Genomic DNA, 25,099 nt, shown 5'->3' with positions numbered 1-25,099 from the left:
AATGCCGTGGCGGGTCTCAGCCATGGCTGTAGGCGTCAGAAATCCCAGCGCGTGGCCAGTTGTAAGCTGCGCGGCTCGCCATAGAAGCCCGTACCGAAGTTACCCAGGCCGGTGTAGTACTTTTTGTCGAACAGGTTCTTCACGTTGAGCGTGGTGCTCAGGTGCTCGTTGAAGCGGTAGCGCGCCATCAAGTCCACCAGGTAGTAGCTGTCCTGGGTGATACGTGAGTTGTGGCCGAAGTTGACGGTATCGGCCGGGTCGGGCTGGAACACATTGCCGAAGAACTCGCTCTGCCAATTCACGCCGCCGCCCACGGTGACCTTCTCCAGCGCGCCAGGCAGGCGATAGGTGCTGAACAGGCGTACCACTTGCTGTGGCGTGGTGGTTTGCAGCACCGAACTGTAGACGTAGCCATCATTGGCATCGCGGGTGTGCTGGTAGGTGTAGCCGGCGGAAAGGTTCCAGCCGTCCAGCACTTCACCCGACAGCTCTGCTTCGAAGCCCTTGGTGGTGGCGCCGGCAATAGGGCGGTACACCGAGTCGGTCTCGAAGCCCGAGACATACTCGGCGACATTGTCCTGTTCGATGCGGAACGCGGCAAAACTGGCGTTCAGGCGGCCCTCGTAGAACGCGGCCTTGATCCCGGCTTCGTAGGTTTCGCCTTCGATCGGGTCGAGCAGTTTGCGGTCCGCGTCCTTGCTGGTTTGCGGACGGTAGATTTGCGTGTAGCTGGTGTAGACCGACCAGGTGTCGTTGAGGTCGTAGACAATCCCCGCGTACGGCGTGACCACGCCGCTCTGATGATACGTGGTGCGGTTATCGGTCTTGGTCGGGTCGTAGAAGTCGGTGGTGTCGGTGCCACTGAAATTGCTGACGCGGGTGCCGAGGATCACCGACAGGTCATCGGTGGGTTTCAGGCGTGTGGCCAGGTAGGCACCGGTCTGGCGTTGCACGATGTCGTTCTGGCCGCTGCGTGGGATATCGGGCTTGGCATATTCGCCGCGCCAATCGAAGATGCTGCCGCCCACCGCGGGGTAGATCGAGCCATACACCGGCACGTCCTGCTTTGAGCGGGTGGCCATGAAGCCCATGATCAGCTCGTGCTCGCGACCAAACAGACTGAACGGCCCGCTGAGGTTGACGTCCAGGGTGTTCTGCACCTGATCGCCCTTGTACTTGCCCATGAACATGTACATGTTCTCGCCGCTGACCGGGTCCGGGTTGCCGCCACTGGCGGAGGCGAGCAGGGTGTCGTGCTGGCTGCGCTTGCGATCGAGGCTGACCTTGAGCGACCAGTCGTTTGCCAGCTTTTGCTGCACCGAAGCGAAGAGCGTCTGGTTCTGGAAATCACGACGGCTCCAGTCGGCCGCCGGGTTGAACGAGCGCGAGAAGTTCGTGCGCGAGCCGTCGCTGAAGTACATCGGGAAACCGGTCCAGCTGGCGCCGCGTGAGCGGGTGTTCTGCTGGTCGATGCCGAAGGTCAACAGCGTGTCGGGCGTAAGGTCCGCCTCAAGGATGCCGTAGGCGATGTCCTTGGTGTTCTGGTAATGGTCCAGGTACGACTGGCGGTCCTGATAGACACCGACAAACCGTCCACGCACATTGCCCGATTCGGTCAGCGGGCCGGAGATATCGCCTTCGGTGCGGTAGTTGTCCCAGGAGCCGAAGGTCTGGGTCACGGAGGCCTTGAACGCCGCCGTAGGTTTCTTGCGGATCAGGTTGACTGTGGCGGACGGGTCACCGGAACCGCTCAACAGGCCGGCCGAACCCTTGATGATTTCCAGGTGGTCATACACCGCCATGTCGGTGCTGGTGGTGCCGTAGTCATACACGCCGTCGTAGGTGGAGTTGACGCCGTCGTACTGGAAATTGATGATCGGCAGGCCACGGCTGGAGAACTCCCAGCGCTCACTGTCGTAGTTCTGCACGCTCACGCCGGGGGCGCGGCGCAGGGTGTCGGCGATGCTGTTGGAGCCTTGGTCATCCATCTGCTGGCGGGTGATCACGGTGACCGATTGCGGGGTCTCGCGCATCGACAGCGGCAGGCCGGTGGCCGAGGCCATGGAGCCTGTGGTGTAGGAATGGGTGTCTTCAGTGGTGGCGCCAAGGTCCTGGCCAGAAATGGTCGTGGCGCCCAGTTCCAGGGCACCGGTATTGGCCGGGATCTGTTCCAGCACATAGCCGTTGTTGCCTTGGGGCAGGGCCTGCAAACCGCTGCCCTGCAACAGGCGCTGCAAGCCGGCTGCCGGGGTGTAGCTGCCATTCAGTCCGGGGCTGGTCTTGCCGGCGGCGAGGTGGTTGTGGCCGGCGATGTAGATACCGGACTGCTCGGCAAAGCTGTTCAGCACACTGACCAGGGAGCCGGCGGCGATGCGATAGCTGCGGCTGGCTTCCTGGGTCGAGGGCGATTCGGCGGCTTGCAGCGTCGATGCGCCAAGGCAAAACAGCGAGGTAGCCAGCGCCAATGGGCGCAGCGCGAAGCGAGCAGGTTGCGACATGGATGTTTCCCTTTGGATCAAATCGATCGGCGAAATGAAGCGTCTGCAGGGTTAACCGAACGAGTTTTCAAAAAGGGAACTGGCGGTTGACGATTGTTTACCGAGGACCGACGGTGACCCACCATGTCATTGGTTTATCGACACGTATCGGCAATGCGGCTTGCAGCAGATGCAGCGCGTGGTCGCTGTCCATCAATGGGAATGAACCCATCACCGGCAAGTGCGCCACGGCCGGGTCGCAGCCCAGGTGGCCGGGGCGATAACGGTTGAGCTCGGCGATCAGTTGGCCAAGCGGCAGGTTGTCCGCCAGTAATACGCCGCGGCTCCAGGCCTCGCGCGACGGTGAGGCCGGTTCGGTTGGCTGGAAGCCGTTGCGGCTGAATGAGACTTGCTGGCCGGCTTCGATGATGCGCACGGGGTGGTCGGCAGCGGTGACTTGTACCCGGCCTTCGAAGACGTTGAGTTGGGTGTGGTCGTCGCTTTGCACCACGCTGAAACGAGTACCCAGCGCCTGCATACGGCCGTGTGCGGTATCCACCAGGAACGGCCGGCTGGCATCCTTGGCCGTGTCGATCAGCACTTCGCCAAAACGCAGCGCCAGCAGACGTTGAACCCCATCAAAGCGCACATCCAGAGCCGTCAAGGCGTTCAGCCACACATGACTGCCATCGGCCAGCAGCGCATCGCGGGTTTCACCGCTGCGGGTGGCATAGTCCGCGCTCCAGCCGCCGACCAGTCGTGGCAAGATGGTCTCGCGCCAGGTGCCCCAGGCCACTGTCGAACCGACGCCCAGCACCAGCAGTGTCTTGAGGGTTTGACGGCGCGAGGTGCGCAACGCCCGACTGGCGCCGTGGGCGTGTTCCTGCAATGGCGTAAACCGCTGGCTCACTCGCTGCACATACTGCCAGGCCGCCAAGTGCTCGGGGTTCTGCGCGACCCAGGCCTGCCAGTGCAGTTGCTCCAGGGCGCCCCCTTGATCCTGCAGGCGCACGTACCATTGCGCCGCCTGCTCCAGGCTGGCGTGGCTGAGTTTGCCGGGCGTGTTCATTGCACCAGCATGCCGTCGAGTTCCGCTTCCAGGATCGCGCAGTGCAGCAGGGCCTGAGCCATGTACTTCTTGACCATGCGCTCGCCCACGCCCAACTGCTCGGCGATCTGCTTGTAGGCCAGGCCGTGCAGTTGGGCGAGCAGGAAGGCTTCGCGGACGTTCTTTGGCAGACGCGCAAGCATGGCGTCCACTTCGTAGAGGGTCTCGACGATGATTGCGCGTTGTTCCGGTGACGGCTGGGTGGCTTCCGGGCACAGGGCCAGGCTGTCCAGCCAGGCCTTCTCTAGTTGGCGCCGCCGCCAGAGGTCGATGCACAAGCCACGGGCGATGGTTGCCAGGTACGAGCGCTGGCGCACGTGGTCGGTTTCGGTCGGCGGGCGGTTGAGGAGGCGAATAAAGGTGTCGTGGGCCAGGTCGGCGGCATCCCAGCGGTCATTCAGCCGACGGCGCAGCAGGCCGAGCAGCCAGCCGTGGTGAGTGCCGTAGAGGTGGGTGAAAGAGGTCGACACGATTTCCATCCAACGCAAAAGGATTGGCGTAAATAAGAATTGGTCGCGATTAAAGCAAAGGGGGCGCGTGTGCGCAAATGATATTGAATGGCTATTGAAGGGGAGGTGTGCACTCGATCAAATGTGGGAGGGGGCTTGCTCGCGAATGCGTTTTGTCAGTCATAGATGCATCGACTGACACACTGCATTCGCGAGCAAGCCCCCTCCCACATTTCTGATCTACGTATATCAGGCGGGTACGAGGAACGCTGCCTCCAGCAGTTGCCGGGTGTAGGCATGCTGCGGGTCGGCAAAAATCGCCTTGGCATCGCCTTGTTCCACCACCTGCCCATGCTTGACCACCATCAACTGGTGACTCAGCGCCTTCACCACCGCCAGGTCATGGCTGATGAACAGGTAAGTCAGGTTGTACTTGGCCTGTAGGCTACGCAGCAGTTCCACCACTTGGCGTTGCACCGTGCGGTCCAAGGCTGAGGTGGGTTCGTCGAGCAGGATCAGGCGCGGCTTGAGCACCAAGGCGCGGGCGATGGCGATGCGTTGGCGCTGGCCGCCGGAGAACTCGTGGGGGTAGCGGTGGCGGGATTCGGGGTCGAGGCCCACTTCCTTGAGCGCCGCGATGATCGCGGCTTCCTGCTCGGCCGGCGTGCCCATCTTGTGGATGCGCAGGCCTTCGCCGACGATCTCGCTGACGCACATGCGCGGGCTCAGGCTGCCGAACGGGTCCTGGAACACCACCTGCATTTCCCGGCGCAGCGGGCGTACCTGCTGCTGGGTGAGCTTGTCCAGTTGCTGGCCTTCAAAGCGGATGCCGCCCTTGCTGGCGATCAACCGTAGAATCGCCAGGCCCAAGGTGGATTTGCCCGAGCCGCTTTCGCCGACGATGCCCAGGGTCTGGCCCTGGGGCAGGCTGAAGTTGATGCCGTCCACCGCCTTGACGTAATCGACGGTGTTGCGCAGGAAGCCCTTCTTGATCGGGAACCAGACTTTCAGGTCATCGACTTCCAGCAAAGGGGGCCCGACGTCGTTGCTGGCCGGTCCACCGCTGGGCTCCGCCGCGAGCAGTTCCTGGGTGTACGGATGCTGGGGCGACTGGAACAGCGTTTCACAGTCGGCCTGCTCGACGATGCAACCCTTTTGCATCACGCACACACGATGGGCGATGCGCCGCACCAGGTTCAAGTCATGGCTGATCAGCAGCAGCGCCATGCCCAGCCGCGCCTGCAGTTCCTTGAGCAATTCGAGGATCTTCAATTGCACCGTCACATCCAGCGCCGTGGTCGGCTCATCGGCGATCAGCAGCTCCGGCTCATTGGCCAGGGCCATGGCGATCATCACCCGCTGGCGCTGGCCGCCGGACAGCTCATGGGGCAGGGCCTTGAGGCGTTTGTGCGGCTCGGGAATGCCCACCAGGTCCAGCAGCTCCAGGGTGCGCTGGGTGGCGACTTTGCCTTGCAGCCCCTTGTGTAGGCCGAGCACTTCGTTGATCTGCTTCTCGATGGAGTGCAGCGGGTTCAACGAGGTCATCGGCTCCTGGAAGATCATCGCAATGCGGTTGCCACGAATATGGCGGATGGTTTTTTCTTTCAGCGTGAGCAGGTCCTGCCCGGCATAGTCGATGGTGCCCGATGGGTGCCGCGCCAGCGGGTAGGGCAGCAGGCGCAGGATCGAGTGGGCGGTCACCGATTTGCCCGAGCCACTTTCGCCCACCAGGGCAATGGTCTCGCCACGCTTGATGTCGAAGCTGACGTTGTTCACCACGCGGTGGTGATGGTCGCCCGTGACGAACTCGACGGAGAGGTCGCGGATTTCGATCAGATTGTCCTGATTCATCTCATTTCCTCGGGTCGAAGGCATCGCGAGCGGACTCGCCGATAAACACCAGCAAACTCAACATGATCGCCAGCACGGCAAAGGCACTCATGCCCAGCCACGGCGCTTGCAGGTTGGATTTGCCCTGGGCCACCAGTTCACCCAGGGAGGGTGAACCGGCCGGCAAGCCAAAACCGAGAAAGTCGAGGGCGGTGAGGGTGCCGATGGCGCCGGTGAGAATGAACGGCATGAAGGTCATGGTCGACACCATCGCATTGGGCAGGATATGCCGGAACATGATCGCGCCATTCTGCATGCCCAGCGCCCTGGCGGCGCGCACGTATTCCAGGTTGCGTCCGCGCAGGAACTCGGCGCGCACCACGTCCACCAGGCTCATCCACGAAAACAGCAGCATGATCCCCAGCAGCCACCAGAAGTTGGGCTGCACGAAACTCGCGAGGATGATCAGCAGGTACAACACCGGCAGCCCGGACCAGATTTCCAGGAAGCGCTGCCCGGCCAAGTCCACCCAACCGCCGTAGAAACCCTGCAAGGCCCCGGCGATCACGCCGATGATCGAGCTGAGCACTGTCAGCGTCAGGGCAAACAGCACCGACACACGGAAGCCATAAATGACCCGCGCCAGCACATCGCGGCCTTGGTCATCAGTGCCCAACAGGTTGACGCTGGAAGGCGGCGCGGGCGCCGGCACTTTCAGGTCGTAGTTGATGCTCTGGTAGCTGAACGGAATCGGCGCCCACAAGGTCCATGCGTCCTTGGCCTTGAGCAGCTCCTGAATATACGGGCTCTTGTAGTTGGCCTCCAGCGGGAACTCACCGCCAAAGGTAGTCTCCGGGTAACGCTTGAGCGCCGGGAAGTACCAGCCACCGTCGTAATGCACGGCCAGCGGCTTGTCGTTGGCGATCAGCTCTGCGCCCAGGCTCAGCACGAACAGGATCAGGAACAGCCACAGCGACCACCAGCCACGCTTGTTGGCCTTGAACCGCTCGAACCGGCGGCGATTGAGGGGGGATAGATTCATCTCAATGCTCCCGGCTGGCAAAGTCGATACGTGGATCGACCAGGGTGTAGGTAAGGTCGCCGATCAGTTTCACGATCAGCCCCAGCAGGGTGAAGATAAACAGCGTGCCGAACACTACCGGGTAGTCGCGGTTGATCGCCGCTTCAAAGCTCATCAGGCCCAGGCCGTCGAGGGAGAAGATTACCTCCACCAACAAGGAGCCGGTGAAGAAGATCCCGATGAACGCCGAAGGGAAACCGGCGATCACCAGCAACATCGCGTTGCGAAATACATGGCCGTACAGCACGCGGTGGTTGGTCAAGCCCTTGGCCTTAGCGGTGACGACGTACTGCTTGTTGATCTCATCGAGAAAGCTGTTTTTGGTCAGCAGGGTCATGGTGGCGAAGTTGCCGATCACCAGGGCCGTGATGGGTAGCGCCAGGTGCCAGAAGTAATCGAGGATCTTGCCGCCCCAGCTCAGTTCGTCGAAGTTGTTCGACGTGAGCCCGCGCAAGGGGAACCAGTCGAGGTAACTGCCGCCGGCAAACACCACGATCAGCAAGATGGCGAACAGGAACGCCGGGATCGCATAGCCGACGATGATCGCCGAGCTGGTCCACACATCAAAATGGCTGCCGTGCCGCGTGGCCTTGGCGATCCCCAGGGGGATCGACACCAGGTACATGATCAGCGTGCTCCATAACCCGAGGGAAATGGACACCGGCATCTTCTCCTTGATCAAGTCGATGACCTTGGCGTCACGGAAGAAGCTGTCGCCAAAGTCCAGCTGGGCGTAGTTCTTGACCATGATCCACAAGCGTTCCGGCGCCGATTTGTCGAAGCCGTACATCTTCTCGATTTCCTTGATCAGCGCCGGGTCCAGGCCCTGGGCGCCACGGTAGCTGCTGGAGCCGGCCACCGACACTTCGGCACCGCCACCGGCAATGCGGCTGGTGGCGCCTTCAAAACCTTCAAGCTTGGCGATCATCTGCTCCACCGGGCCACCGGGGGCGGCCTGGATGATGACGAAGTTGATCAGCAGGATCCCGAACAGGGTGGGGATGATCAGTAACAGGCGGCGAAAGATATAGGCCAGCATTTAATCGCCTCCGCTCGCCGGATCGGCGCTGGTGTCTGGGTCTGAGGTGACGGCGGGTTTTACGTCAGGCTTGGCCCACCAGGTGGCGGTGCCGACGTCGTAGCGCGGCGGGACTTTGGGGTGGCCCAAGTGATCCCAATACGCCACGCGGAAGGTCTTGATGTGCCAGTTCGGGATCACGTAGTAGCCGAACTGCAACACGCGGTCCAGGGCCTTGGCATGCGCCACCAGGCTTTTGCGCGAATCGGCGTCGATCAGCTCTTCCACCAACTGGTCGATGGCCGGGTCCTTGAGGCCCATGTAGTTGCGGCTGCCGGGCTTGTCGGCGCTGGAGGACTTCCAGAACTCGCGCTGTTCGTTCCCCGGCGAGGTGGACTGCGGGAAGCTGCCCACCAGCATGTCGAAGTCCCGCGAGCGAATGCGGTTGATGAACTGCGAGACGTCAACCCGACGGATCACCAGGTCGATGCCCAGGTCGGCCAGGTTGCGCTTGAACGGCAGCAGGATGCGTTCGAACTCGGTCTGGGCCAGCAGGAACTCGATGGTCACCGGTTTGCCGGTGGTGTCGACCATCTTGTCATCGACGATACGCCAGCCGGCTTCCTGCAACAGTTGGTAGGCCTCGCGCTGCTGGGTGCGGATCATGCCGCTGCCGTCGGTCTTGGACGGTTCGAAGGCCTGGGTGAAGACTTCAGGCGGGATCTTGTCGCGCAGCGGTTCGAGGATCGCCAGTTCATCCGGGCCGGGCAGGCCGGTGGCGGCCATTTCCGAGTTTTCAAAGTAGCTGCGGGTGCGGGTATAGGCGCCGTTGAACAGCTGCTTGTTGCTCCACTCGAAATCCAGCAACAGGCTGATGGCCTTGCGCACGCGCACGTCCTGGAACATCGGCTTGCGCATGTTGAACACAAAGCCTTGCATGCCGGTGGGGTTGCCGTTGGGGATTTCTTCCTTGATCAAGCGGCCCTGGGCCACCGCCGGGATGTTGTAGGCGTTGGCCCAGTTCTTGGCGCTGAATTCCAGCCAATAGTCGAACTGCCCGGCCTTGAGGGCTTCCAGGGACACGGTGCTGTCGCGGTAGTAGTCAGTGATGCGGTTATCGAAGTTGTAGAAACCCTTGGCGACCGGCAGGTCCTTGGCCCAGTAATCCTTGACCCGCTCGTAGCGGATCATGCGCCCGGCCTTGACCTCGGCCACCTTGTACGGCCCGCTGCCCAGCGGCACTTCGAGGTTGCCCTTGGCGAAACCGCGGGTGGCCCACCAATGCTTGGGCAATACCGGCAGTTGCCCGAGGATCAGCGGCAATTCGCGGTTGTTGGTGCGCTTGAACTTGAACAGCACCTTCAGCGGGTCTTCGGCGATCACTTCGTCGACGTCGGCGTAGTAGGTGCGGTAGATCGGCGAGCCTTCCTTGATCAGTTCCTGGAAGGTGAACACCACGTCTTCGGCGCGGATCGGGTGACCGTCATGGAAGCGGGCTTCCGGGCGCAAATAGAAGCGCACCCAGCTGTTGTCCGGGGCTTTTTCGATCTTGCCGGCGACCAGGCCGTATTCGGTGATGGGTTCGTCCAGGCTTTGCATGGCCAGGGTGTCGTAGATCAAACCGAGGTTATCCGCCGGAACGCCCTTGCTGATGTAGGGGTTGAGGCTGTCGAAGCCGCCCATGGCCGACTCGCGGAACGTGCCGCCCTTGGGCGCGTCCGGATTGACGTAGTCGAAGTGCTTGAAGTCGGCGGGGTATTTGGGCGGTTCGTTGTAGAGCGTCAACGCATGTTGCGGGGCGGCGTGGGCCGCGGTGCACAGCAGCAGGCCGCCGAGCAGTGCAGTACGCAAATACATCATTGGGCTTTCTCCGAAGCTTTCAGCCACCACGCGCTCAGGCCCAGGCTATAGGGCGGTGTGGTGACAAAGGCGAACCGGTTGCGGTACGCCAAGCGATGATAGTTGAGGTACCAGTTGGGAATACTGTAGTGCTGCCACAGCAGCACCCGGTCCAGGGCACGGCCGGCGGCCAGTTGCTCTTCGCGGGTCTTGGCGGCCAGCAGTTGTTCCAGCAGGTGATCGACAATCGGGTTGGCAATGCCTGCGTAGTTCTTGCTGCCCTTGATCGCGGCCTGGCTGGAGTGGAAGTACTGCCACTGCTCAAGGCCCGGGCTCAAGGTCTGGTTGAGGGTGATCAGGATCATGTCGAAGTCGAATTGATCCAGGCGTTGCTTGTACTGGGCGCGGTCGACGGTGCGCAGGCGTGCGTCGATGCCGATGCTGATCAGGTTCTCGACATAGGGCTGCAGGATGCGCTCCAGGTTCGGGTTGACCAGCAGGATCTCGAAGCGCAGCGGTTGGCCGTCTTCGTTCAGCAGACGTTGGCCGGAGAGTTTCCAGCCGGCGTCACCGAGCAGGGCCAGGGCGCGGCGCATGGTCTCGCGGGGGATGCCGCGCCCGTCGGTCTGGGGCAGGCTGAACGGCTGGGTAAACAGGTTGGCCGGCAATTGCTCGCGGTAGGGCGAGAGCATCAGCCATTCATGGCCGGTGGGCACGCCGGTGGCGGAGAATTCGCTGTTGGGGTAATAGCTCAAGGTGCGTTTGTAGGCGCTGCTGAACAGGGTGCGGTTGGTCCATTCGAAGTCGAACATCAGCCCCAGGGCTTCGCGCACCTTGGTCTGGCTGAAGTTCGGTCGCCGGCTGTTCATGAACAGGCCCTGGCTCTGGGTCGGGATCTGGTGGGCAATCTGCGCCTTGATCACGTCGCCCCGGTTCACCGCTGGGAAGTTGTAGCCGTTGGCCCAGTTTTTGGCCTGATGCTCGATATAGATATCGAACTCGCCAGCCTTGAAGGCTTCGAAGGCCACGTCGCTGTCGCGGTAGAACTCCACCTCGACCTTGTTGTAGTTATAGAACCCCTGGTTGACCGGCAGGTCCTTGCCCCAGTAGTCCTTGACCCGTTCGAACACCAGTTGCCGTCCAGGCGTGACCTTGCTGATACGGTACGGCCCGCTGCCCAGTGGCGGTTCGAAGGTGGTGGCCTTGAAGTCGCGGTTTTTCCAATAGTGCTGGGGCAATACCGGCAATTCGCCCAGACGCAGGATCAGCAACGGGTTGCCGGCGCGCTTGAACACAAAGCGGATGCGGTGCCGGTTGAGGATATCCACCCGCGCCACTTCCTGCAGGTTGGTGCGGTATTGCGGATGGCCTTCGGTCAGCAGGGTGCGATAGGAAAACGCCACGTCATAGGCCGTGATCGGCTTGCCATCGTGGAAGCGCGCTTCCGGGCGCAGGTTGAACACCACCCAGCTGCGGTCTTCACTGTACTCCACCGACTGGGCGATCAGCCCATAACTGGAGGTGGGCTCATCGCCGGAAGGCGCGTACAGGCCGGTGCCGACCATCAACGGCTCGTTCAGCTCGTTGACGCCGTATTGCAGGAAATTGGGCGTGGAAACCGGGCTGGAGCCCTTGAAGGTATAGGGATTGAGGGTATCGAAGGTGCCAAAGGCCATGACCCGCAATGTCCCGCCTTTTGGCGCTGCAGGGTTTACCCAATCGAAGTGGGTGAATTTGGCCGGGTACTTGAGCCTGCCGAACTGCGTATAACCGTGGCTCTCGGTAATCGCCGCGTTCGCACCAAAGCTCAAGGCCAGACTTATTAGTAGAAGGAGGGGACGCTTCAAGTCAGGGATCCGATCCAGGCGGCTTGTGCTTTATGGTCGGTACAGTAACAGCTTGTTCCGGTTGGAAAAAGCCGATTGGGATGATGTAGATCCAATGTGGGAGCGGGCTTGCTCGCGAATGCGGAGGATCAGTTAATGCATCTAGTGACTGACACACCGCATTCGCGAGCAAGCCCGCTCCCACATTAGCTCCCCGGTGTGCTTCAGGCCTCAGCGTGGTCCGGAAACCACCAGCATCTGCCCCGGCTTCAGCGCCTGGCCAGTACGCGGGTTCCAACGCTTGAGATGTTGCATCTCAACGTTGAAGCGCTTGGCGACGATGTAGAGCGAATCACCCTTCTTGACCTTGTACTGCACCGGCTTCTTGCTGCTGGCCACGACTTTGCGCGTGTCTTGCATCACCAGGGTCTGGCCGACCTTGAGCGCCTGGCCGTTGAGCTTGTTCCAGCGCTGCAAGTCATGCACATCGACCTTGTTGGCCTTGGCGATCAGCGTCAGGTTGTCGCCACTGCGCACCTTGTAGTTGCGGGTACGGCCGGCAACGCGCGCGGTCTCGACTTCGTCGAACACCTGCTTTTTCGGACGCATCGCCAGCAATTCTTCAGGCTTCATCGTCGAAAGGGTGCTGGTGAGCAGTTGTGCCTTGGAACTTGGCACCAACAGATGCTGCGGGCCATCCAGGGTGGTGCGTTGTTTCAGCGCGGGGTTGAGCTGGAACAGTTCGTCTTCGTCGATCTCGGCCAGCGCGGCGACCCGTGACAGGTCCATGCTTTGCTTGACTTCAACCACTTCGAAGTACGGCGTGTTGGCAATCGGGTTCAGGTTGACGCCATAGGCCTCGGGCGCCAGCACCACCTGGGACAGCGCCAGGAACTTGGGCACGTAGTCCTTGGTTTCCTGGGGCAGGGGCAGGTTCCAGTAGTCGGTCGGCAGGCCGAGCTTCTCGTTGCGCTCGATTGCCCGGCTCACCGTGCCTTCGCCGGCGTTGTAGGCGGCCAGGGCCAACAGCCAGTCACCGTTGAACATGTCGTGCAGACGGGTCAGGTAGTCGAGGGCGGCAGTGGTGGAGGCGGTGATGTCGCGGCGGCCATCATAGGCGCGGGTCTGGCGCAGGTTGAAGTAGCGCCCGGTGGAGGGGATGAACTGCCACAAGCCGACCGCATCGCTGCGCGAATAGGCCATTGGGTTGTAGGCACTTTCAATCACTGGCAGCAGCGCCAGCTCCAGGGGCATGTTGCGTTCTTCAAGGCGTTCGACGATGTAATGAATATAGAGGCTGCCGCGTTCGCCGGCGTTCTCAAGGAAGGAAGGGTTGCTGGCGAACCACAGTCGCTGTTGCTCGATACGTGGGTTGACGCCTACACCGTCCTGCAGTTGAAAGCCCCTTCGCATGCGCTCCCAGACATCCTGGGGCACTTCGGGAGCGGGCTTCTGCGAAAGCCAGATGACGGGTTTCTGTTTGATCTTGGCGCTGAGGTTTGGCTTGGGTTGCACGGTGGATTGTGCGGTGAAATTGCTTGATTGGCAGCCCGCCAGCGTGGCGGACACAGCCACCGCCACAGCTTGAGCCAGGCGGGTCAATGCGTCTGAATGGTTGGATTTACGAATAGATGACGACATTGGCTGGAAGTAAGTTCCGGGCAAAAATGTCGGGCGATTCTAGAAACCCGTTTGGTTCCGGTCAACCATTCAGAAATTGCGTATCAGATTGCTTCCCGTTAGAACTTATCTTTCCACGCCCTCAAGCTAGCAAACACCTCGGCCCCAGAGCGGTTGTCGCGGCCATTCCGTTCGTCCGCTTTTTGTTTAACGGATGTTTCAGAGGTGCGCAGAAAGGGGTTGGTGCGCTTTTCCAGGGCCAGGTTGGAAGGCAGCGTGATCTCGCCACGTTCGCGCAATTGGCGGACGTTTTCCACCCGTTCGGCGATATCGGCATTGTCCGGTTCCACGGCCTGGGCAAACTTGAGGTTGCTTTGTGTGTATTCGTGGGTGCAGTACACCAAGGTATCGGCGGGCAGAGCGGCCAGACGCTCAAGGGAGGTGTGCATCTGTTCTGGCGTGCCTTCGAACAGGCGCCCGCAACCGGCGGCGAACAGGGTGTCGCCACAGAACAGCACGCCCTGGTGATAAAACGCGATATGGCCCAGGGTGTGGCCGGGCACGGTATAAATGTCGAAGTCCCAGCCGAGCACGCTGATGCGGTCGTTATCGTTCAGGGCGACGTCCCGCGCCGGGATTTTCTCGTTGGCCGGGCCGTAGACCTTGGCGTCAGTCACCCGTTTGAGTTGTTCGACGCCGCCGACATGGTCGTGGTGATGGTGGGTGATCAGGATGTCGCTCAGGACCCACTCAGGGTTTTGCTTGAGCCAGGCCAGCACCGGCGCGGCATCGCCGGGGTCGACCACGGCGCAGCGCTGGGTGCTCGGGTCTTGTAACAACCAGATGTAGTTATCGGTGAAGGCGGGCAGGGCACTGATCTGTATCATTCTTCGATTCGCCAAGCGGAACACATTGGTGCATCTTAGAACGTCTAGGCGAGTTGGAGAATGCAATGACTGATAAAGCGTTCGCCCAGGCCGATCCTGAGTGGCTGGCCCTGATCAGTGCAGCCCGTGAATGGCTGTCCGGTCCGATCGGGCAATTTCTGCTGGACGAAGAACGGCGCATGCTCGAAGACGAGTTGGGCCGGTTCTTTGGCGGCTACCTGGTGCATTACGGACCTTCGGCCGAAACGCCACCGTGCGCGCCCCAGGTGCAGCGCAATGTGCGCCTGGGTGCACCGTTGCCGGGGGTGGAGATTGTCTGCGAAGAGCAGGCCTGGCCGTTGAGCGAGCACGCCGCCGACGTGGTGGTGTTACAGCATGGCCTGGATTTCTGCCTGTCGCCCCACGGCTTGCTGCGCGAAGCGGCGAGCAGTGTGCGTCCGGGTGGTCATTTGCTGATTGTCGGGATCAACCCCTGGAGCAGTTGGGGCTTGCGCCATGTGTTCGCCCACGACGCCTTGCGCCAGGCGCGTTGCATCTCGCCGCAACGGGTAGGGGACTGGCTGAACCTGCTGGGCTTCGCGCTGGAGAAACGCCGCTTCGGGTGCTATCGTCCGCCGCTTGCGTCGACCAAGTGGCAAGCCCGCCTGGCCGGCTGGGAACGCCGCGCAGGCGCCTGGCAGTTGTCGGGCGGCGGCTTCTATCTGCTGGTGGCGCGCAAGATCGTGGTTGGGTTGCGGCCGGTGCAACAGGTACGCCGCGAGCCGATGGGCAAGTTGGTGCCGATGCCGATGGCCAAGGTCAACCGCAAGCAAAGCGACGCATGACCCTCTTTTTGAATGAATACCGAGCAACCGATGACCGATAGCGTAGAACTCTTCACCGATGGCGCCTGCAAAGGCAACCCCGGCCCTGGCGGCTGGGGCGCGTTGCTGGTGTGCAAGGGCGTAGAGAAAGAGTTGTGGGGCGGCGAGCCCAATACCACCAACAACCGCATGGAGCTGATGGGCGCGATTCGCGGCCTGGAAGAACTCAAGCGCCGTTGCAACGTGTTGCTGGTGACCGACTCGCAATACGTGATGAAGGGCATCAACGAGTGGATGGTCAACTGGAAGAAACGCGGCTGGAAGACGGCGGCCAAGGAGCCGGTGAAGAATGCCGACCTGTGGCAACTGCTCGATGAACAATGCAATCGCCATGACATCACCTGGAAATGGGTACGCGGCCACATCGGCCACCCCGGCAACGAGCGCGCCGACCAGTTGGCCAACCGTGGCGTAGACGAAGTGCGCGGCTACAAACAGAGCTGATGTCGACTCACGTGTTAATATCGCGCCCCTTGAAATACACCACACCGTTGAGAGCTGAACCCTGATGGCCATCCGATCTGTTGTACTCGATACCGAAACCACCGGCATGCCGGTGACCGACGGCCACCGGATCATTGAAATCGGCTGTGTCGAACTGATGGGTCGCCGCCTCACCGGGCGTCACTTCCACGTCTACCTGCAACCGGACCGCGACAGTGACGAAGGCGCGATCGGCGTCCACGGCATCACCGACGAGTTCCTCAAGGGCAAGCCGCGTTTCGCTGAAGTCGCCGATGAATTCTTTGAGTTCATCAACGGCGCCCAGTTGATCATCCATAACGCGGCGTTCGACGTCGGCTTCATCAACAACGAATTTGCCCTGATGGGGCAGACCGATCGCGCAGACATCTCCCAGCACTGCTCGATCCTCGACACCTTGATGATGGCCCGTGAGCGCCACCCCGGCCAGCGCAACAGCCTCGATGCCTTGTGCAAGCGTTATGGCGTCGACAACTCCGGCCGTGAACTTCACGGCGCCTTGCTCGACTCCGAGATTCTTGCTGACGTCTACCTGACCATGACCGGCGGGCAGACCAGCCTGTCCCTGGCGGGTAACGCTTCCGATGGCAGCGGCTCGGCGGAAGGCTCGGGCAACCGTCCTTCGGAAATCCGTCGCCTGCCAGGCGACCGCAAGCCGACCACGATCATCCGCGCCAGTGAGCAGGACCTGGCCGAGCATGCGGCGCGGCTGGAAGCGATTGCCAAGTCGGCGGGTGCGCCGGCGTTGTGGTCGACCCTGACCCAGCAATAGGCTGGAAAAGCGTGGTAAACATGTGGGAGCGGGCTTGCTCGCGAATAGGGTGGTTCAGTTAACTTATCTATCGACTGACACACTGCATTCGCGAGCAAGCCCGCTCCCACCTTTGATTTGTACAACCGTTGAAATCTTCATTCGCGTCATCGCCCCCCAGCTTCTACCCTTGAGTGCATAGCCCTCAGGACTGAACGCACTCATGTACAAAGACCTGAAGTTTCCTGTGCTTATCGTGCACCGTGACATCAAGGCCGACACCGTTGCCGGTGACCGGGTTCGAGGCATCGCCCGAGAGCTGGAACAAGAGGGCTTCAGTATTTTTTCCGCAGTGGATTACGCCGAAGGGCGATTGGTGGCGTCTACCCATCATGGCTTGGCGTGCATGCTGATCGCCGCCGAGGGTGCCGGCGAAAATACCCACCTGCTGCAAAACATGGTCGAGCTGATCCGCCTGGCGCGGCTGCGGGCGCCGAACCTGCCGATCTTTGCCCTGGGCGAGCAAGTCACCCTGGAAAATGCGCCCGCCGACGCCATGAGCGAACTCAACCAGCTGCGCGGCATTCTCTATCTATTCGAAGACACCGTGCCGTTTCTTGCGCGGCAAGTCGCCCGTGCGGCACGCACCTATTTGGATGGCCTGTTGCCGCCATTCTTCAAGGCGCTGGTGCAACATACCGCCGACTCCAATTACTCCTGGCACACCCCCGGCCATGGCGGTGGCGTGGCCTACCGCAAGAGCCCGGTGGGGCAGGCGTTTCATCAGTTCTTCGGGGAAAACACGCTGCGCTCCGACCTGTCGGTATCGGTGCCTGAACTCGGCTCGTTGCTGGACCACACCGGCCCACTGGCCGAAGCCGAAGCCCGCGCCGCGCGCAACTTTGGCGCCGACCACACCTTCTTCGTGATCAACGGCACCTCTACCGCCAACAAGATCGTCTGGCACTCCATGGTCGGCCGCGATGACCTGGTGCTGGTAGACCGCAATTGCCATAAGTCGGTGTTGCATTCGATCATCATGACCGGCGCCATCCCGTTGTACCTGTGCCCCGAACGCAACGAACTGGGGATTATCGGCCCGATTCCCCTGAGTGAATTCAGCCCCGAATCGATCCGCGCCAAGATCGACGCCAGCCCGCTGACCCGTGGCCGCCCGCCGAAAGTGAAAATGGCGGTGGTGACCAATTCCACCTATGACGGGCTCTGCTACAACGCCGAGCTGATCAAGCAGCAACTGGGCAACAGTGTCGAGGTGCTGCATTTTGACGAAGCCTGGTATGCCTACGCGGCGTTTCACGAGTTTTTCGCCGGGCGCTACGGCATGGGCACTTCGCGCACGCCAGACAGCCCGTTGGTGTTCACCACCCACTCGACCCACAAGCTGCTAGCGGCCTTCAGCCAGGCCTCGATGATCCATGTGCAGGACGGTGGCGCACGCCAACTGGACCGTGATCGGTTCAACGAAGCCTTCATGATGCACATCTCCACGTCGCCGCAATACAGCATCATTGCTTCGCTGGATGTAGCGTCGGCGATGATGGAAGGCCCGGCCGGGCGTTCGCTGTTACAGGAAATGTTCGACGAGGCATTGAGTTTCCGCCGCGCCCTGGCCAACTTGCGCCAGCACATTGCTGAAGAGGATTGGTGGTTTTCGATCTGGCAGCCGCCCTCGGTCGCGGGTATCGACCGCGTCGTCACCGCCGATTGGCTGTTGCATCCTGAGGATGATTGGCATGGCTTCGGCGACGTGGCCGAAGACTATGTGCTGCTGGACCCGATCAAAGTGACCCTGGTGATGCCCGGCCTCAATGCCGGCGGCGCCCTCAGCGATTGCGGGATTCCCGCAGCGGTCGTCAGCAAATTCCTCTGGGAGCGTGGACTGGTGGTGGAAAAAACCGGGCTGTATTCCTTCCTTGTGTTGTTCTCCATGGGCATCACCAAGGGCAAATGGAGTACCTTGCTCACCGAGTTGCTGGAATTCAAGCGCAGTTACGACGCGAATGTCAGCCTGGCCAGTTGCCTGCCTTCGGTGTTTGCCCAAGGGCCGGCGCGTTACCAAGGGCTGGGGTTGAGCGATTTGTGCAACCAATTGCACGGCTGTTACCGCAGCAATGCCACGGCCAAACACCTCAAGCGCATGTACACCGTCTTGCCGGAAATCGCGATGAAACCGGCCGACGCCTACGACCAATTGGTGAGGGGCGAAGTGGAGGCAGTCTCTATTGATGCCTTGCAAGGCCGCGTCGCAGCAGTGATGCTGGTGCCTTACCCGCCCGGTATTCCATTGATCATGCCGGGCGAGCGCTTTACCGAGTCGACGCGCTCGATCATCGACTACCTGGCGTTTGCCCGGACGTTCGATAGCAGTTTCCCCGGTTTTGTCGCCGATGTTCATGGGTTGCAACACGAAGATGACGGCAGTGGTCGTTGTTACACCGTCGATTGCATCAAGGGTTAAGGATGGTTATGCAAGCTGTAATGAACCCGAAGTATCCGGGGCTCAGTGTACGGGTCGCCGACGAAGGCTTTGATGCCTACGTGTGGGGCAATGACTTCAGCTTTGAAGTCAGCGCCTACGGTGAGCCGCAGATGGGCACGCGGGTCGATCAATGGCCCTTGGAGCGCATCCTGCCGTACCGCAAGTGTTATGGCATAGACCCTGAAGAGTTCGCCAGTTTCCGCGATGCGCCCGACAGCGCGATCTTCATGGCCTACCTGGATGATCGCCCGGTGGGACATATCGTGGTCAGCACCAACTGGAATGGTTTTGCCCACGTCGACGAACTGGCGGTGGCCTTGCCTGCGCGGCGTCATGGGGTGGCCAAGGCGTTGCTGGATGTGGCGCAGTTCTGGAGTCGCAAGAAGAACCTGCCGGGCATGATGCTGGAAACCCAGAACAACAACCTGGGCGCCTGCCGATTGTACGAGCGTTGCGGTTATGTGATGGGCGGGGTCGATCACCTACGCTATCGCGGCATCGATCCGCAAACCCGTGAAGTAGCGATTTTTTGGTATCGGCTGTTCAAGAGCGAAGTCGACAAGCCTTAACCTGCCAACAGGCCCTCGGCCTTTTGCGTCACGATTTCCAGCAGCGCATTAAGCGCGGGTGAGGTCACGCCGTCCTTGAGGGTCAGCGCGTACAGGCTGGCGATGATCGGCGGCGACACCGGGCAGGCATCCAGCCCAGCCTCACGCGCGCCGAACGCGGTGAAGGGGTCGACCACTGCCAGGCCTTCTCCGGCTTCCACCATGCTGCGCATCATTTGGTAGGTCTGTACGCGTGTCTGCACCACCGGCAGCGGGCGCAGGGCTTGCAGCTTGGCATCCAGCAGGCGGCTGAGCGGGTCTTGCCCTTCCAGGCCGATTATCGATTGCCCCGCGAGGTCCTGTAGCGCGATGTATTTTTGCTTGGGCTTGAGCCAGCCATGGGGGGCGAGCAATTGCAGTTTGCCCTGAGCCAATACCGTGCAGTGGATCTGCGGATGTTCCGGGTCATGCAGGCTCAAGCCCACATCGGCTTCGTGCAGCAGCAAACTTCTGACGATCTCTCGGGTCGGTTGGCTAGACAGGTTGCACGGTGTGTCCTGAAAACGTCGGCGCAACACTGCAATGCTTTGCGGTAGCAGTTGGTTGGCCAGCGGCGGCGTACACAGGGCGCGCAGGGTGGGGGCATGATGATGTTTCAAGCGGCTGGCCAAGCGTTGCACCGGCTCCAGCGCTTCATAGACGTGGGCGATTTCGGCTTGCAGTTCCAGGGTTTCCCGGGTGGCCTGCAAACGTCCACGCACACTGGCGAACAGCATAAAACCCAACTGCTGCTCGGCGTCCTTGAGCGCCGCGTCCACATCGCCCACGGAGAGTTGCAACCACTCGGCGGCCAAGCCTGGGTGTCCGGTCTGCAAGATGGCCTGAATCACTTCGATATGACGTAAACGCATCGCCGGAGTCTATGTGCAGCGGGCCCGGTATTCAATAGAATGGCGATGCTGATCATCAACGACCACAGCCGGCTACCGGCATTAACAACAAAAACAGGTCTGGTCTCATATGCCTTTACCCTCGATTTTCCTCGGGGTAACGGCCAAGCAACTGCTGGTCCTGGTGACCGTCGGCTGCGTGGCTGCTTATCTCCTCGACACTCAAAACGATACCGCGCCGGAAAATCTGGCACTTGAAGCCTTTATCCGCTCCCAGGAACAGGTGGTCGAGCAGGTAGGCTCGGTGCTGGGTATGGAGTTGGTCAGGCAGGTGGTCGCGCATCCCGGCTACAACTCGGCGGGCTACCAGCGTTCGATGTATGCCGTTGAAGGCGAGCGGGGGCGGTTGATGGTGACGCTGAAGAAGGTGCAGGGAGAGCAGGGCATCGAGGTCACGGAGATCCGTCGTCCGTGATCACCCCAGCCCAGTCAATGCCGTCAATGGCCAGGACTGAGCAGGTCGATAGGGCGAAATCTTATGACGCGAGGGTGGTTTGCGATTCGCGCACAAGAATGGTGCCCGATTGGATCAACTTGAATTCGTCGCCTTCCAGTTTCTCTACACGGTCGCCAATGGCCAGCTTGTAGGTGGTGGTAGGTGCCGAGCCAGCCAGGTCGCCTTGCGCCGGGTTGGATTCCTGGAACTCATGCACCGAATACACGCGTCCTTCTGCGTCTCTGGCATGAAACTGTCCGACTAATACTGCTGCCATCTGTTTAGAACCTCTGGAGATAAACACTCGATTTGCGGTTCTGTAGACCGTCATGGAGCGGGGTAGTTTACTTACGGAATAAAAATACTATTCGCTGATATTTTCAGATGCTTCCTACGTGTCGCGGTGCCAGGCAAACGCCCGCAGGAATATCAAAACCTTCTGGTGAACACGCCGCGAAGACTCTATAACTACAAGCTCCTTTAGTCAGACGTCGGGAAACCCCAATGAGCAAGGTCTACACCGTAGCCGTCGTGGTCGGCAGCTTGAGAAAAGACTCGATCAACCGCAAGGTCGCACTGGCACTGGCCGAACTGGCCCCGGCCAACCTGAAGTTGAACATTGTGGAAATTGGCGATTTGCCGCTCTACAACGAAGACATTGACGGTGCGACACCGCCGGCAGCCTACAGTACTTTCCGCAAACACGTGAGTTCATCCGACGCGGTGTTGTTCGTGACCCCGGAATACAACCGCTCCGTGCCCGCCCCGTTGAAGAACGCCATCGACGTCGGTTCGCGGCCTTACGGGCAGAGCGCCTGGAGTGGCAAGCCGGGCGCGATCATCAGTGTATCGCCGGGTGCGATTGGTGGATTTGGCGCCAACCATCACCTGCGCCAGTCCCTGGTGTTCCTTGATGTACCGTGCATGCAGCAGCCGGAGGCCTATCTGGGCGGCGCGGGCAGTGTGTTTGACGAGGCGGGCAAGGTCTCGGAAAAGACCAAGCCGTTCTTGCAGGCGTTCATTGACGCCTATGGCAAGTGGGTCGAAAAACAGCACGGTTGACCGCTGTAGGCCCGGCCAAAGCGGCCGGGTTTTTTGCGTGTTGTCAGGCCAACTGATCCGCAAGCAACAACGCCAACTCCGTGCTTTTCAGGCGCGACGCCTGATCGACCTCCGGCCCCAGGATGGTCTTCTCCACATAGAGCGAGTGCACATCCGTCACCCCGATAAAGCCTAGCCAGGCCTCCATGTAAGGCTTCTGGAAATCCATCGCCTGGGTGTCCGGCGCCGAAAAATCCATACCCCGCGCATACACGTTCACCGCCCTCTTGTTGCGCAGCAGCCCGCGCAACCCGTGCTCCGGGCTGAATTCGAACAACACGTCCTTCTGCGACACCACGTCGATAAAGTGCTTGAGCTTGTAGGGCACGGCGAAATTCCACAGCGGAACCGAGAACACCAGCACGTCAGCCTGATGCAGTTGGGCCGCCAGCCTTTTCAGCGTTTCCCAGGCGAGGGCTTGTTCTTCGCTCATGGGCGTTCCACTGAGCCCGGCGTATTTGGCGTCCATGATCGGGCCGTCGAATTCGGGCAGGTCCAGCGCCCAGAGGTCCAGGGTATTGACCTGGGTGTCGGGCGCGTTCTGCTGATACCGCGCGATAAACTGGCGGGCGATTTCCAAAGAGGCGGAGCGCTTTTTGCGCGGTGAGCATTCGATGTGCAGGAGGGTGGTCATGGCGGGTCTCGGAGAAAGATGGCCCAAGCATTGCAACATAGCGCCAAGTGAAATATAAATCGTGTTTTATCGCTTGATTAATCTGTTATCAGAATATGTTCGATATCGTCCTGCTAAAAACCTTTGTCGCCGTGGTGGATGAAGAAGGCTTCAGCCGCGCCGCTGCCCGTTTGCACCTCACACAATCGGCGGTCAGCGGGCATCTGCGGCGTTTGGAGGAGCAGGTGGGCAAGCCCTTGCTCACCCGCACCACGCGCTCCCAGCAACTGACGCCGGACGGCGAACGCCTGATGGCTTACGCACGCGGCATCCTGGCGCTGAATCGCAATGCTTGGGCCGAGCTGACGCGCTCGGCATTTGAAGGAAACCTGCGCGTTGGTGTGTCGGAAGAGTTCGCGGATGCGCGTCTGTTGCGCGAGTTGCAGGAGGTTGCCGCGCAATATCCCGGCCTGCAAATCACTGTGCAGGTGGGGATTCCCGGTTCGTTGCTGGCATTGATGAAGCAGGGCGAGCTGGATGTTGTGGTCGGTTCATTGTGCGAGTCCAGCGAGCCTGGCCTGGCGCTGTGGCAGGAGCCGTTGGTATGGGCCTGGTCTGCGCAACCGCTGACGACACTGCCGACGCCCTTGCCCTTGGCGCTGTTTCCCGAGCCTTGCCCTTATCGCGAAGCGGCGCTTTCACGCTTGGCCCAGGTGGGCATCGTCCAACGTACCGCTATGCTTTGCTCCAGCTATGCGGCGCTGCATGCCGCTGCGCTGGCAGGATTCGCCATCGCGCCGATCGCGCGCAGCCAACTGGTGCCAGGTTTGACGATACTCGGCGCGGAGCACGGTTTGCCCGAATTGCCCGATGCCGAGTTCCGTCTGTTCAGCGCGCCGGAGGCGGACCCACGCATGGTCGAGGTGATCACCGAAGTAGTGGTCCGCTACGGTGCTTCCTTGCGCTAGCGCAACCAGTTGGTCCGTGCCAGTTCGATCACCTCATCGCCACGGCCACTCATCACCGCCTTGAGCATATACAGGCTGAACCCCTTGGCCTGTTCCAGCTTGATGGTCGGCGGCATCACCAACTCCTGGGTCGCGGTGACCACGTCCACCAGCACCGGGCCGTCATGGGCGAGGGCGCGGCGCAGGGCCGGTTCCAGGTCTTCGGATTGCTCCACGCGAATGCCGAGAATGCCCATGGCGTTGGACATGGCGGCGAAGTCCGGGTTTTTCAGCTCGGTACCGGCATCCAGATAGCCCGCAGCCTTCATTTCCATGGCTACGAACCCCAAGGAAGAGTTATCGAAAACGATGACTTTCACCGGCAGCTTTAGCTGCGCCAACGAGATGAAATCCCCCATCAGCATGGCGAAACCACCGTCACCCGACATCGAGATCACCTGCCGATCCGGAAAGGCTGCTTGCGCACCTATCGCCTGGGGCATGGCATTGGCCATCGAGCCGTGGTTGAACGAACCGATCAGGCGGCGCTTGCCATTCATCTTCAAATAGCGCGCAGCCCACACGGTGGGCGATCCGACATCGGCGGTAAAGATTGCATCGTCATCCGCCAATTCACTGAGCAAACGTGCGACGTATTGCGGGTGAATCGGTCGATTGGCTTTCGAGGGTTGAGCGAGGTCGTCCAGCCCCTGGCGGGCTTTCTCGTAATGCTTCAGGGACGTTTCGAGAAAGCTGCGATCGGTCTTGCGCGTCAGGCGCGGCAGCAGGGCGCCGATGGTTTCGCTGACATCCGCGGCAATGCCCAGGTCCAGTGTGGCGCGGCGGCCGAGGGCCTGCGGGTTACGGTCGACCTGAATGATCTTGGCGTCGGTTGGGTAGAACTGGCGGTAGGGGAAGTCGGTGCCGAGCATGATCAAGGTGTCGCAGTCGAGCATGGCATGGTAGCCAGAGCTGAAGCCGATCAGGCCGGTCATGCCCACGTCGAACGGGTTGTCCCATTCCACGTGTTCTTTACCGCGCAGGGCGTGTACCACAGGGGCGCCGAGGGCGTCGGCCAGGGCCACCACCTGGTCATGGGCGCCGGCACAGCCGCTGCCACACAGCAGGGTGGTTTTCTGGCTGCTTTCCAGGATCTCGGTGAGGCGTTGCAGGTCCTGCTCCGCCGGCAGCGTGCGTGGCGCATGCAAGGCGGGCCACGGCTTGAGCTTGTCTTCGACTTCCAGCAGCGACACATCGCCCGGAATCACCACCACCGCCACGCCGCGATTGAGGATCGCCGAACGCATGGCGCGGTGCAGCACGTGAGGCATCTGTTCGGGGTTGGTGACCAGCTCGATAAAGTGGCTGCACTCCTTGAACAGTTCCTGCGGATGGGTTTCCTGGAAGTAGTTCAGGCCGATCTCCGACGACGGAATCTGCGCGGCAATTGCCAGCACCGGCACATGATTGCGATGGCAGTCGAACAGGCCATTGATCAAATGCAGGTTGCCCGGCCCGCAGCTGCCGGCGCACACGGTCAGTTCTCCGGTGGCCGCCGCTTCGGCGCCGGCCGCGAACGCAGCCACTTCCTCGTGACGCACATGCATCCACTCGATACTGTCCATGGTACGCAGGGCGTCGGTGAGGCCATTGAGGCTATCGCCGGTCAGGCCCCAGATACGCTTGATGCCTGCCTGCTCTAGGGTGGTCGCCAATTGCTGGGCCAGGTTGATTTTCGCCATGAAGAACTCCAATCGTCAGTGAGGTTAAAA

The 25,099-nt window shown here is 61.0% G+C and carries 22 protein-coding genes; 8 read left to right on the top strand and 14 right to left on the bottom strand.

The window, feature by feature from the left end; genetic code table 11:
- Positions 1 to 35: 35 nt before the first annotated feature.
- The 10 genes from HX823_RS27130 to gloB form a co-directional block, all read right to left on the bottom strand.
- The gene (locus HX823_RS27130; protein ID WP_177077600.1) at positions 36 to 2,498 is read right to left on the bottom strand and encodes a TonB-dependent receptor; all 2,463 of its coding nucleotides are present in this window, start codon (positions 2,496 to 2,498) and stop codon (positions 36 to 38) included.
- 97 nt (positions 2,499 to 2,595) lie between these two features.
- On the bottom strand, positions 2,596 to 3,546 hold the full coding sequence (locus HX823_RS27125) for a FecR domain-containing protein (RefSeq protein ID WP_177077598.1): 951 nt from the start codon (positions 3,544 to 3,546) through the stop codon (positions 2,596 to 2,598).
- Positions 3,543 to 4,064: a sigma-70 family RNA polymerase sigma factor gene (locus tag HX823_RS27120; RefSeq protein ID WP_038846557.1), complete on the bottom strand. Its 522-nt coding sequence runs from the start codon at positions 4,062 to 4,064 to the stop codon at positions 3,543 to 3,545. The genes HX823_RS27125 and HX823_RS27120 overlap by 4 nt, the downstream gene beginning before the upstream one ends.
- A gap of 219 nt (positions 4,065 to 4,283) precedes the next feature.
- A complete protein-coding gene (locus tag HX823_RS27115) occupies positions 4,284 to 5,885 on the bottom strand; it encodes an ABC transporter ATP-binding protein (RefSeq protein ID WP_177077596.1) in 1,602 nt (533 codons plus the stop codon).
- A 1-nt stretch (position 5,886) separates the two neighbouring features.
- Entirely contained in the window at positions 5,887 to 6,906 is a 1,020-nt protein-coding gene (locus HX823_RS27110) for an ABC transporter permease (RefSeq protein ID WP_012723835.1), read from the bottom strand.
- A 1-nt stretch (position 6,907) separates the two neighbouring features.
- Positions 6,908 to 7,984 carry a microcin C ABC transporter permease YejB gene (locus tag HX823_RS27105; protein ID WP_033902277.1) on the bottom strand — a complete coding sequence of 359 codons (1,077 nt, stop codon included), beginning with the start codon at positions 7,982 to 7,984 and terminating at the stop codon, positions 6,908 to 6,910.
- Positions 7,985 to 9,823: an extracellular solute-binding protein gene (locus HX823_RS27100; RefSeq protein ID WP_177077594.1), complete on the bottom strand. Its 1,839-nt coding sequence runs from the start codon at positions 9,821 to 9,823 to the stop codon at positions 7,985 to 7,987.
- Positions 9,820 to 11,649: an extracellular solute-binding protein gene (locus tag HX823_RS27095; protein ID WP_177077592.1), complete on the bottom strand. Its 1,830-nt coding sequence runs from the start codon at positions 11,647 to 11,649 to the stop codon at positions 9,820 to 9,822. Before HX823_RS27095 ends, HX823_RS27100 begins: the two co-directional genes overlap by 4 nt.
- A 210-nt stretch (positions 11,650 to 11,859) precedes the next feature.
- On the bottom strand, positions 11,860 to 13,269 hold the full coding sequence (locus tag HX823_RS27090) for a lytic transglycosylase domain-containing protein (RefSeq protein ID WP_177077590.1): 1,410 nt from the start codon (positions 13,267 to 13,269) through the stop codon (positions 11,860 to 11,862).
- A 98-nt stretch (positions 13,270 to 13,367) separates the two neighbouring features.
- Positions 13,368 to 14,135, bottom strand: coding sequence for a hydroxyacylglutathione hydrolase (gene gloB / locus HX823_RS27085; protein WP_038849322.1), 768 nt, complete (start codon positions 14,133 to 14,135; stop codon positions 13,368 to 13,370).
- A gap of 65 nt (positions 14,136 to 14,200) precedes the next feature.
- Here gloB and HX823_RS27080 point away from each other — a divergent pair, with 65 nt between their 5' ends.
- From HX823_RS27080 to HX823_RS27060, 5 genes are all read left to right on the top strand, one after another.
- Positions 14,201 to 14,959: a methyltransferase domain-containing protein gene (locus HX823_RS27080; RefSeq protein WP_016979721.1), complete on the top strand. Its 759-nt coding sequence runs from the start codon at positions 14,201 to 14,203 to the stop codon at positions 14,957 to 14,959.
- Positions 14,960 to 14,989: 30 nt separating this feature from the next.
- The gene (gene rnhA / locus HX823_RS27075; RefSeq protein WP_010210917.1) at positions 14,990 to 15,442 is read left to right on the top strand and encodes a ribonuclease HI; all 453 of its coding nucleotides are present in this window, start codon (positions 14,990 to 14,992) and stop codon (positions 15,440 to 15,442) included.
- Between the two features lie 70 nt (positions 15,443 to 15,512).
- Positions 15,513 to 16,253 carry a DNA polymerase III subunit epsilon gene (gene dnaQ, locus HX823_RS27070; protein WP_177053027.1) on the top strand — a complete coding sequence of 247 codons (741 nt, stop codon included), beginning with the start codon at positions 15,513 to 15,515 and terminating at the stop codon, positions 16,251 to 16,253.
- Positions 16,254 to 16,455: 202 nt separating this feature from the next.
- Positions 16,456 to 18,711, top strand: a complete 2,256-nt coding sequence (locus HX823_RS27065; protein WP_038843984.1) for an Orn/Lys/Arg decarboxylase N-terminal domain-containing protein — start codon at positions 16,456 to 16,458, stop codon at positions 18,709 to 18,711.
- Positions 18,712 to 18,719: 8 nt separating this feature from the next.
- A complete protein-coding gene (locus HX823_RS27060; RefSeq protein WP_177077588.1) occupies positions 18,720 to 19,301 on the top strand; it encodes a GNAT family N-acetyltransferase in 582 nt (193 codons plus the stop codon).
- Here HX823_RS27060 and HX823_RS27055 read toward each other — a convergent pair.
- The gene (locus HX823_RS27055) at positions 19,298 to 20,191 is read right to left on the bottom strand and encodes a LysR substrate-binding domain-containing protein (RefSeq protein WP_177077586.1); all 894 of its coding nucleotides are present in this window, start codon (positions 20,189 to 20,191) and stop codon (positions 19,298 to 19,300) included. The genes HX823_RS27060 and HX823_RS27055 overlap by 4 nt on opposite strands.
- A gap of 109 nt (positions 20,192 to 20,300) precedes the next feature.
- On the opposite strand from HX823_RS27055, the gene HX823_RS27050 reads away from it, so the two are divergent.
- Complete coding sequence (locus HX823_RS27050; RefSeq protein WP_177077584.1) at positions 20,301 to 20,645, top strand: hypothetical protein; 345 nt, start codon at positions 20,301 to 20,303, stop codon at positions 20,643 to 20,645.
- Between the two features lie 61 nt (positions 20,646 to 20,706).
- On the opposite strand, the gene HX823_RS27045 is transcribed toward HX823_RS27050, so the two are convergent.
- Positions 20,707 to 20,943, bottom strand: a complete 237-nt coding sequence (locus HX823_RS27045) for a hypothetical protein (protein ID WP_016979714.1) — start codon at positions 20,941 to 20,943, stop codon at positions 20,707 to 20,709.
- Between the two features lie 227 nt (positions 20,944 to 21,170).
- On the opposite strand from HX823_RS27045, the gene HX823_RS27040 reads away from it, so the two are divergent.
- The gene (locus HX823_RS27040; RefSeq protein ID WP_016979713.1) at positions 21,171 to 21,728 is read left to right on the top strand and encodes an NADPH-dependent FMN reductase; all 558 of its coding nucleotides are present in this window, start codon (positions 21,171 to 21,173) and stop codon (positions 21,726 to 21,728) included.
- Positions 21,729 to 21,771: 43 nt separating this feature from the next.
- Here HX823_RS27040 and HX823_RS27035 read toward each other — a convergent pair whose 3' ends face one another.
- Positions 21,772 to 22,401, bottom strand: a complete 630-nt coding sequence (locus tag HX823_RS27035) for an FMN-dependent NADH-azoreductase (protein WP_177077582.1) — start codon at positions 22,399 to 22,401, stop codon at positions 21,772 to 21,774.
- Between the two features lie 95 nt (positions 22,402 to 22,496).
- On the opposite strand from HX823_RS27035, the gene HX823_RS27030 reads away from it, so the two are divergent.
- The gene (locus HX823_RS27030; protein ID WP_177077580.1) at positions 22,497 to 23,348 is read left to right on the top strand and encodes a LysR family transcriptional regulator; all 852 of its coding nucleotides are present in this window, start codon (positions 22,497 to 22,499) and stop codon (positions 23,346 to 23,348) included.
- On the opposite strand, the gene poxB is transcribed toward HX823_RS27030, so the two are convergent.
- Positions 23,345 to 25,069, bottom strand: a complete 1,725-nt coding sequence (gene poxB, locus HX823_RS27025) for a ubiquinone-dependent pyruvate dehydrogenase (RefSeq protein ID WP_033902264.1) — start codon at positions 25,067 to 25,069, stop codon at positions 23,345 to 23,347. The genes HX823_RS27030 and poxB overlap by 4 nt on opposite strands.
- Between the last annotated feature and the right edge of the window lie 30 nt (positions 25,070 to 25,099).

This window comes from Pseudomonas sp. P7759, from assembly GCF_013386445.1.
Lineage (GTDB): Bacteria > Pseudomonadota > Gammaproteobacteria > Pseudomonadales > Pseudomonadaceae > Aquipseudomonas > Aquipseudomonas azotoformans_A.
This window is presented reverse-complemented; position numbering and strand designations above follow the sequence as displayed.

What these genes read in the sequence shown, in the direction of transcription:
- HX823_RS27055 (WP_177077586.1), bottom strand. Translation starts at nt 20,191, where the DNA reads ATGCGTTTACGTCATATCGAAGTGATTCAGGCCATCTTGCAGACCGGA.
- HX823_RS27045 (WP_016979714.1), bottom strand. Translation starts at nt 20,943, where the DNA reads ATGGCAGCAGTATTAGTCGGACAGTTTCATGCCAGAGACGCAGAAGGA.
- poxB (WP_033902264.1), bottom strand. Translation starts at nt 25,069, where the DNA reads ATGGCGAAAATCAACCTGGCCCAGCAATTGGCGACCACCCTAGAGCAG.
- HX823_RS27110 (WP_012723835.1), bottom strand. Translation starts at nt 6,906, where the DNA reads ATGAATCTATCCCCCCTCAATCGCCGCCGGTTCGAGCGGTTCAAGGCC.
- HX823_RS27030 (WP_177077580.1), top strand. Translation starts at nt 22,497, where the DNA reads ATGTTCGATATCGTCCTGCTAAAAACCTTTGTCGCCGTGGTGGATGAA.
- HX823_RS27125 (WP_177077598.1), bottom strand. Translation starts at nt 3,546, where the DNA reads ATGAACACGCCCGGCAAACTCAGCCACGCCAGCCTGGAGCAGGCGGCG.
- HX823_RS27060 (WP_177077588.1), top strand. Translation starts at nt 18,720, where the DNA reads ATGCAAGCTGTAATGAACCCGAAGTATCCGGGGCTCAGTGTACGGGTC.
- HX823_RS27050 (WP_177077584.1), top strand. Translation starts at nt 20,301, where the DNA reads ATGCCTTTACCCTCGATTTTCCTCGGGGTAACGGCCAAGCAACTGCTG.
- HX823_RS27065 (WP_038843984.1), top strand. Translation starts at nt 16,456, where the DNA reads ATGTACAAAGACCTGAAGTTTCCTGTGCTTATCGTGCACCGTGACATC.
- HX823_RS27105 (WP_033902277.1), bottom strand. Translation starts at nt 7,984, where the DNA reads ATGCTGGCCTATATCTTTCGCCGCCTGTTACTGATCATCCCCACCCTG.
- HX823_RS27100 (WP_177077594.1), bottom strand. Translation starts at nt 9,823, where the DNA reads ATGATGTATTTGCGTACTGCACTGCTCGGCGGCCTGCTGCTGTGCACC.
- HX823_RS27040 (WP_016979713.1), top strand. Translation starts at nt 21,171, where the DNA reads ATGAGCAAGGTCTACACCGTAGCCGTCGTGGTCGGCAGCTTGAGAAAA.
- HX823_RS27080 (WP_016979721.1), top strand. Translation starts at nt 14,201, where the DNA reads ATGACTGATAAAGCGTTCGCCCAGGCCGATCCTGAGTGGCTGGCCCTG.
- HX823_RS27115 (WP_177077596.1), bottom strand. Translation starts at nt 5,885, where the DNA reads ATGAATCAGGACAATCTGATCGAAATCCGCGACCTCTCCGTCGAGTTC.
- gloB (WP_038849322.1), bottom strand. Translation starts at nt 14,135, where the DNA reads ATGATACAGATCAGTGCCCTGCCCGCCTTCACCGATAACTACATCTGG.
- HX823_RS27090 (WP_177077590.1), bottom strand. Translation starts at nt 13,269, where the DNA reads ATGTCGTCATCTATTCGTAAATCCAACCATTCAGACGCATTGACCCGC.
- HX823_RS27120 (WP_038846557.1), bottom strand. Translation starts at nt 4,064, where the DNA reads ATGGAAATCGTGTCGACCTCTTTCACCCACCTCTACGGCACTCACCAC.
- rnhA (WP_010210917.1), top strand. Translation starts at nt 14,990, where the DNA reads ATGACCGATAGCGTAGAACTCTTCACCGATGGCGCCTGCAAAGGCAAC.
- HX823_RS27035 (WP_177077582.1), bottom strand. Translation starts at nt 22,401, where the DNA reads ATGACCACCCTCCTGCACATCGAATGCTCACCGCGCAAAAAGCGCTCC.
- HX823_RS27130 (WP_177077600.1), bottom strand. Translation starts at nt 2,498, where the DNA reads ATGTCGCAACCTGCTCGCTTCGCGCTGCGCCCATTGGCGCTGGCTACC.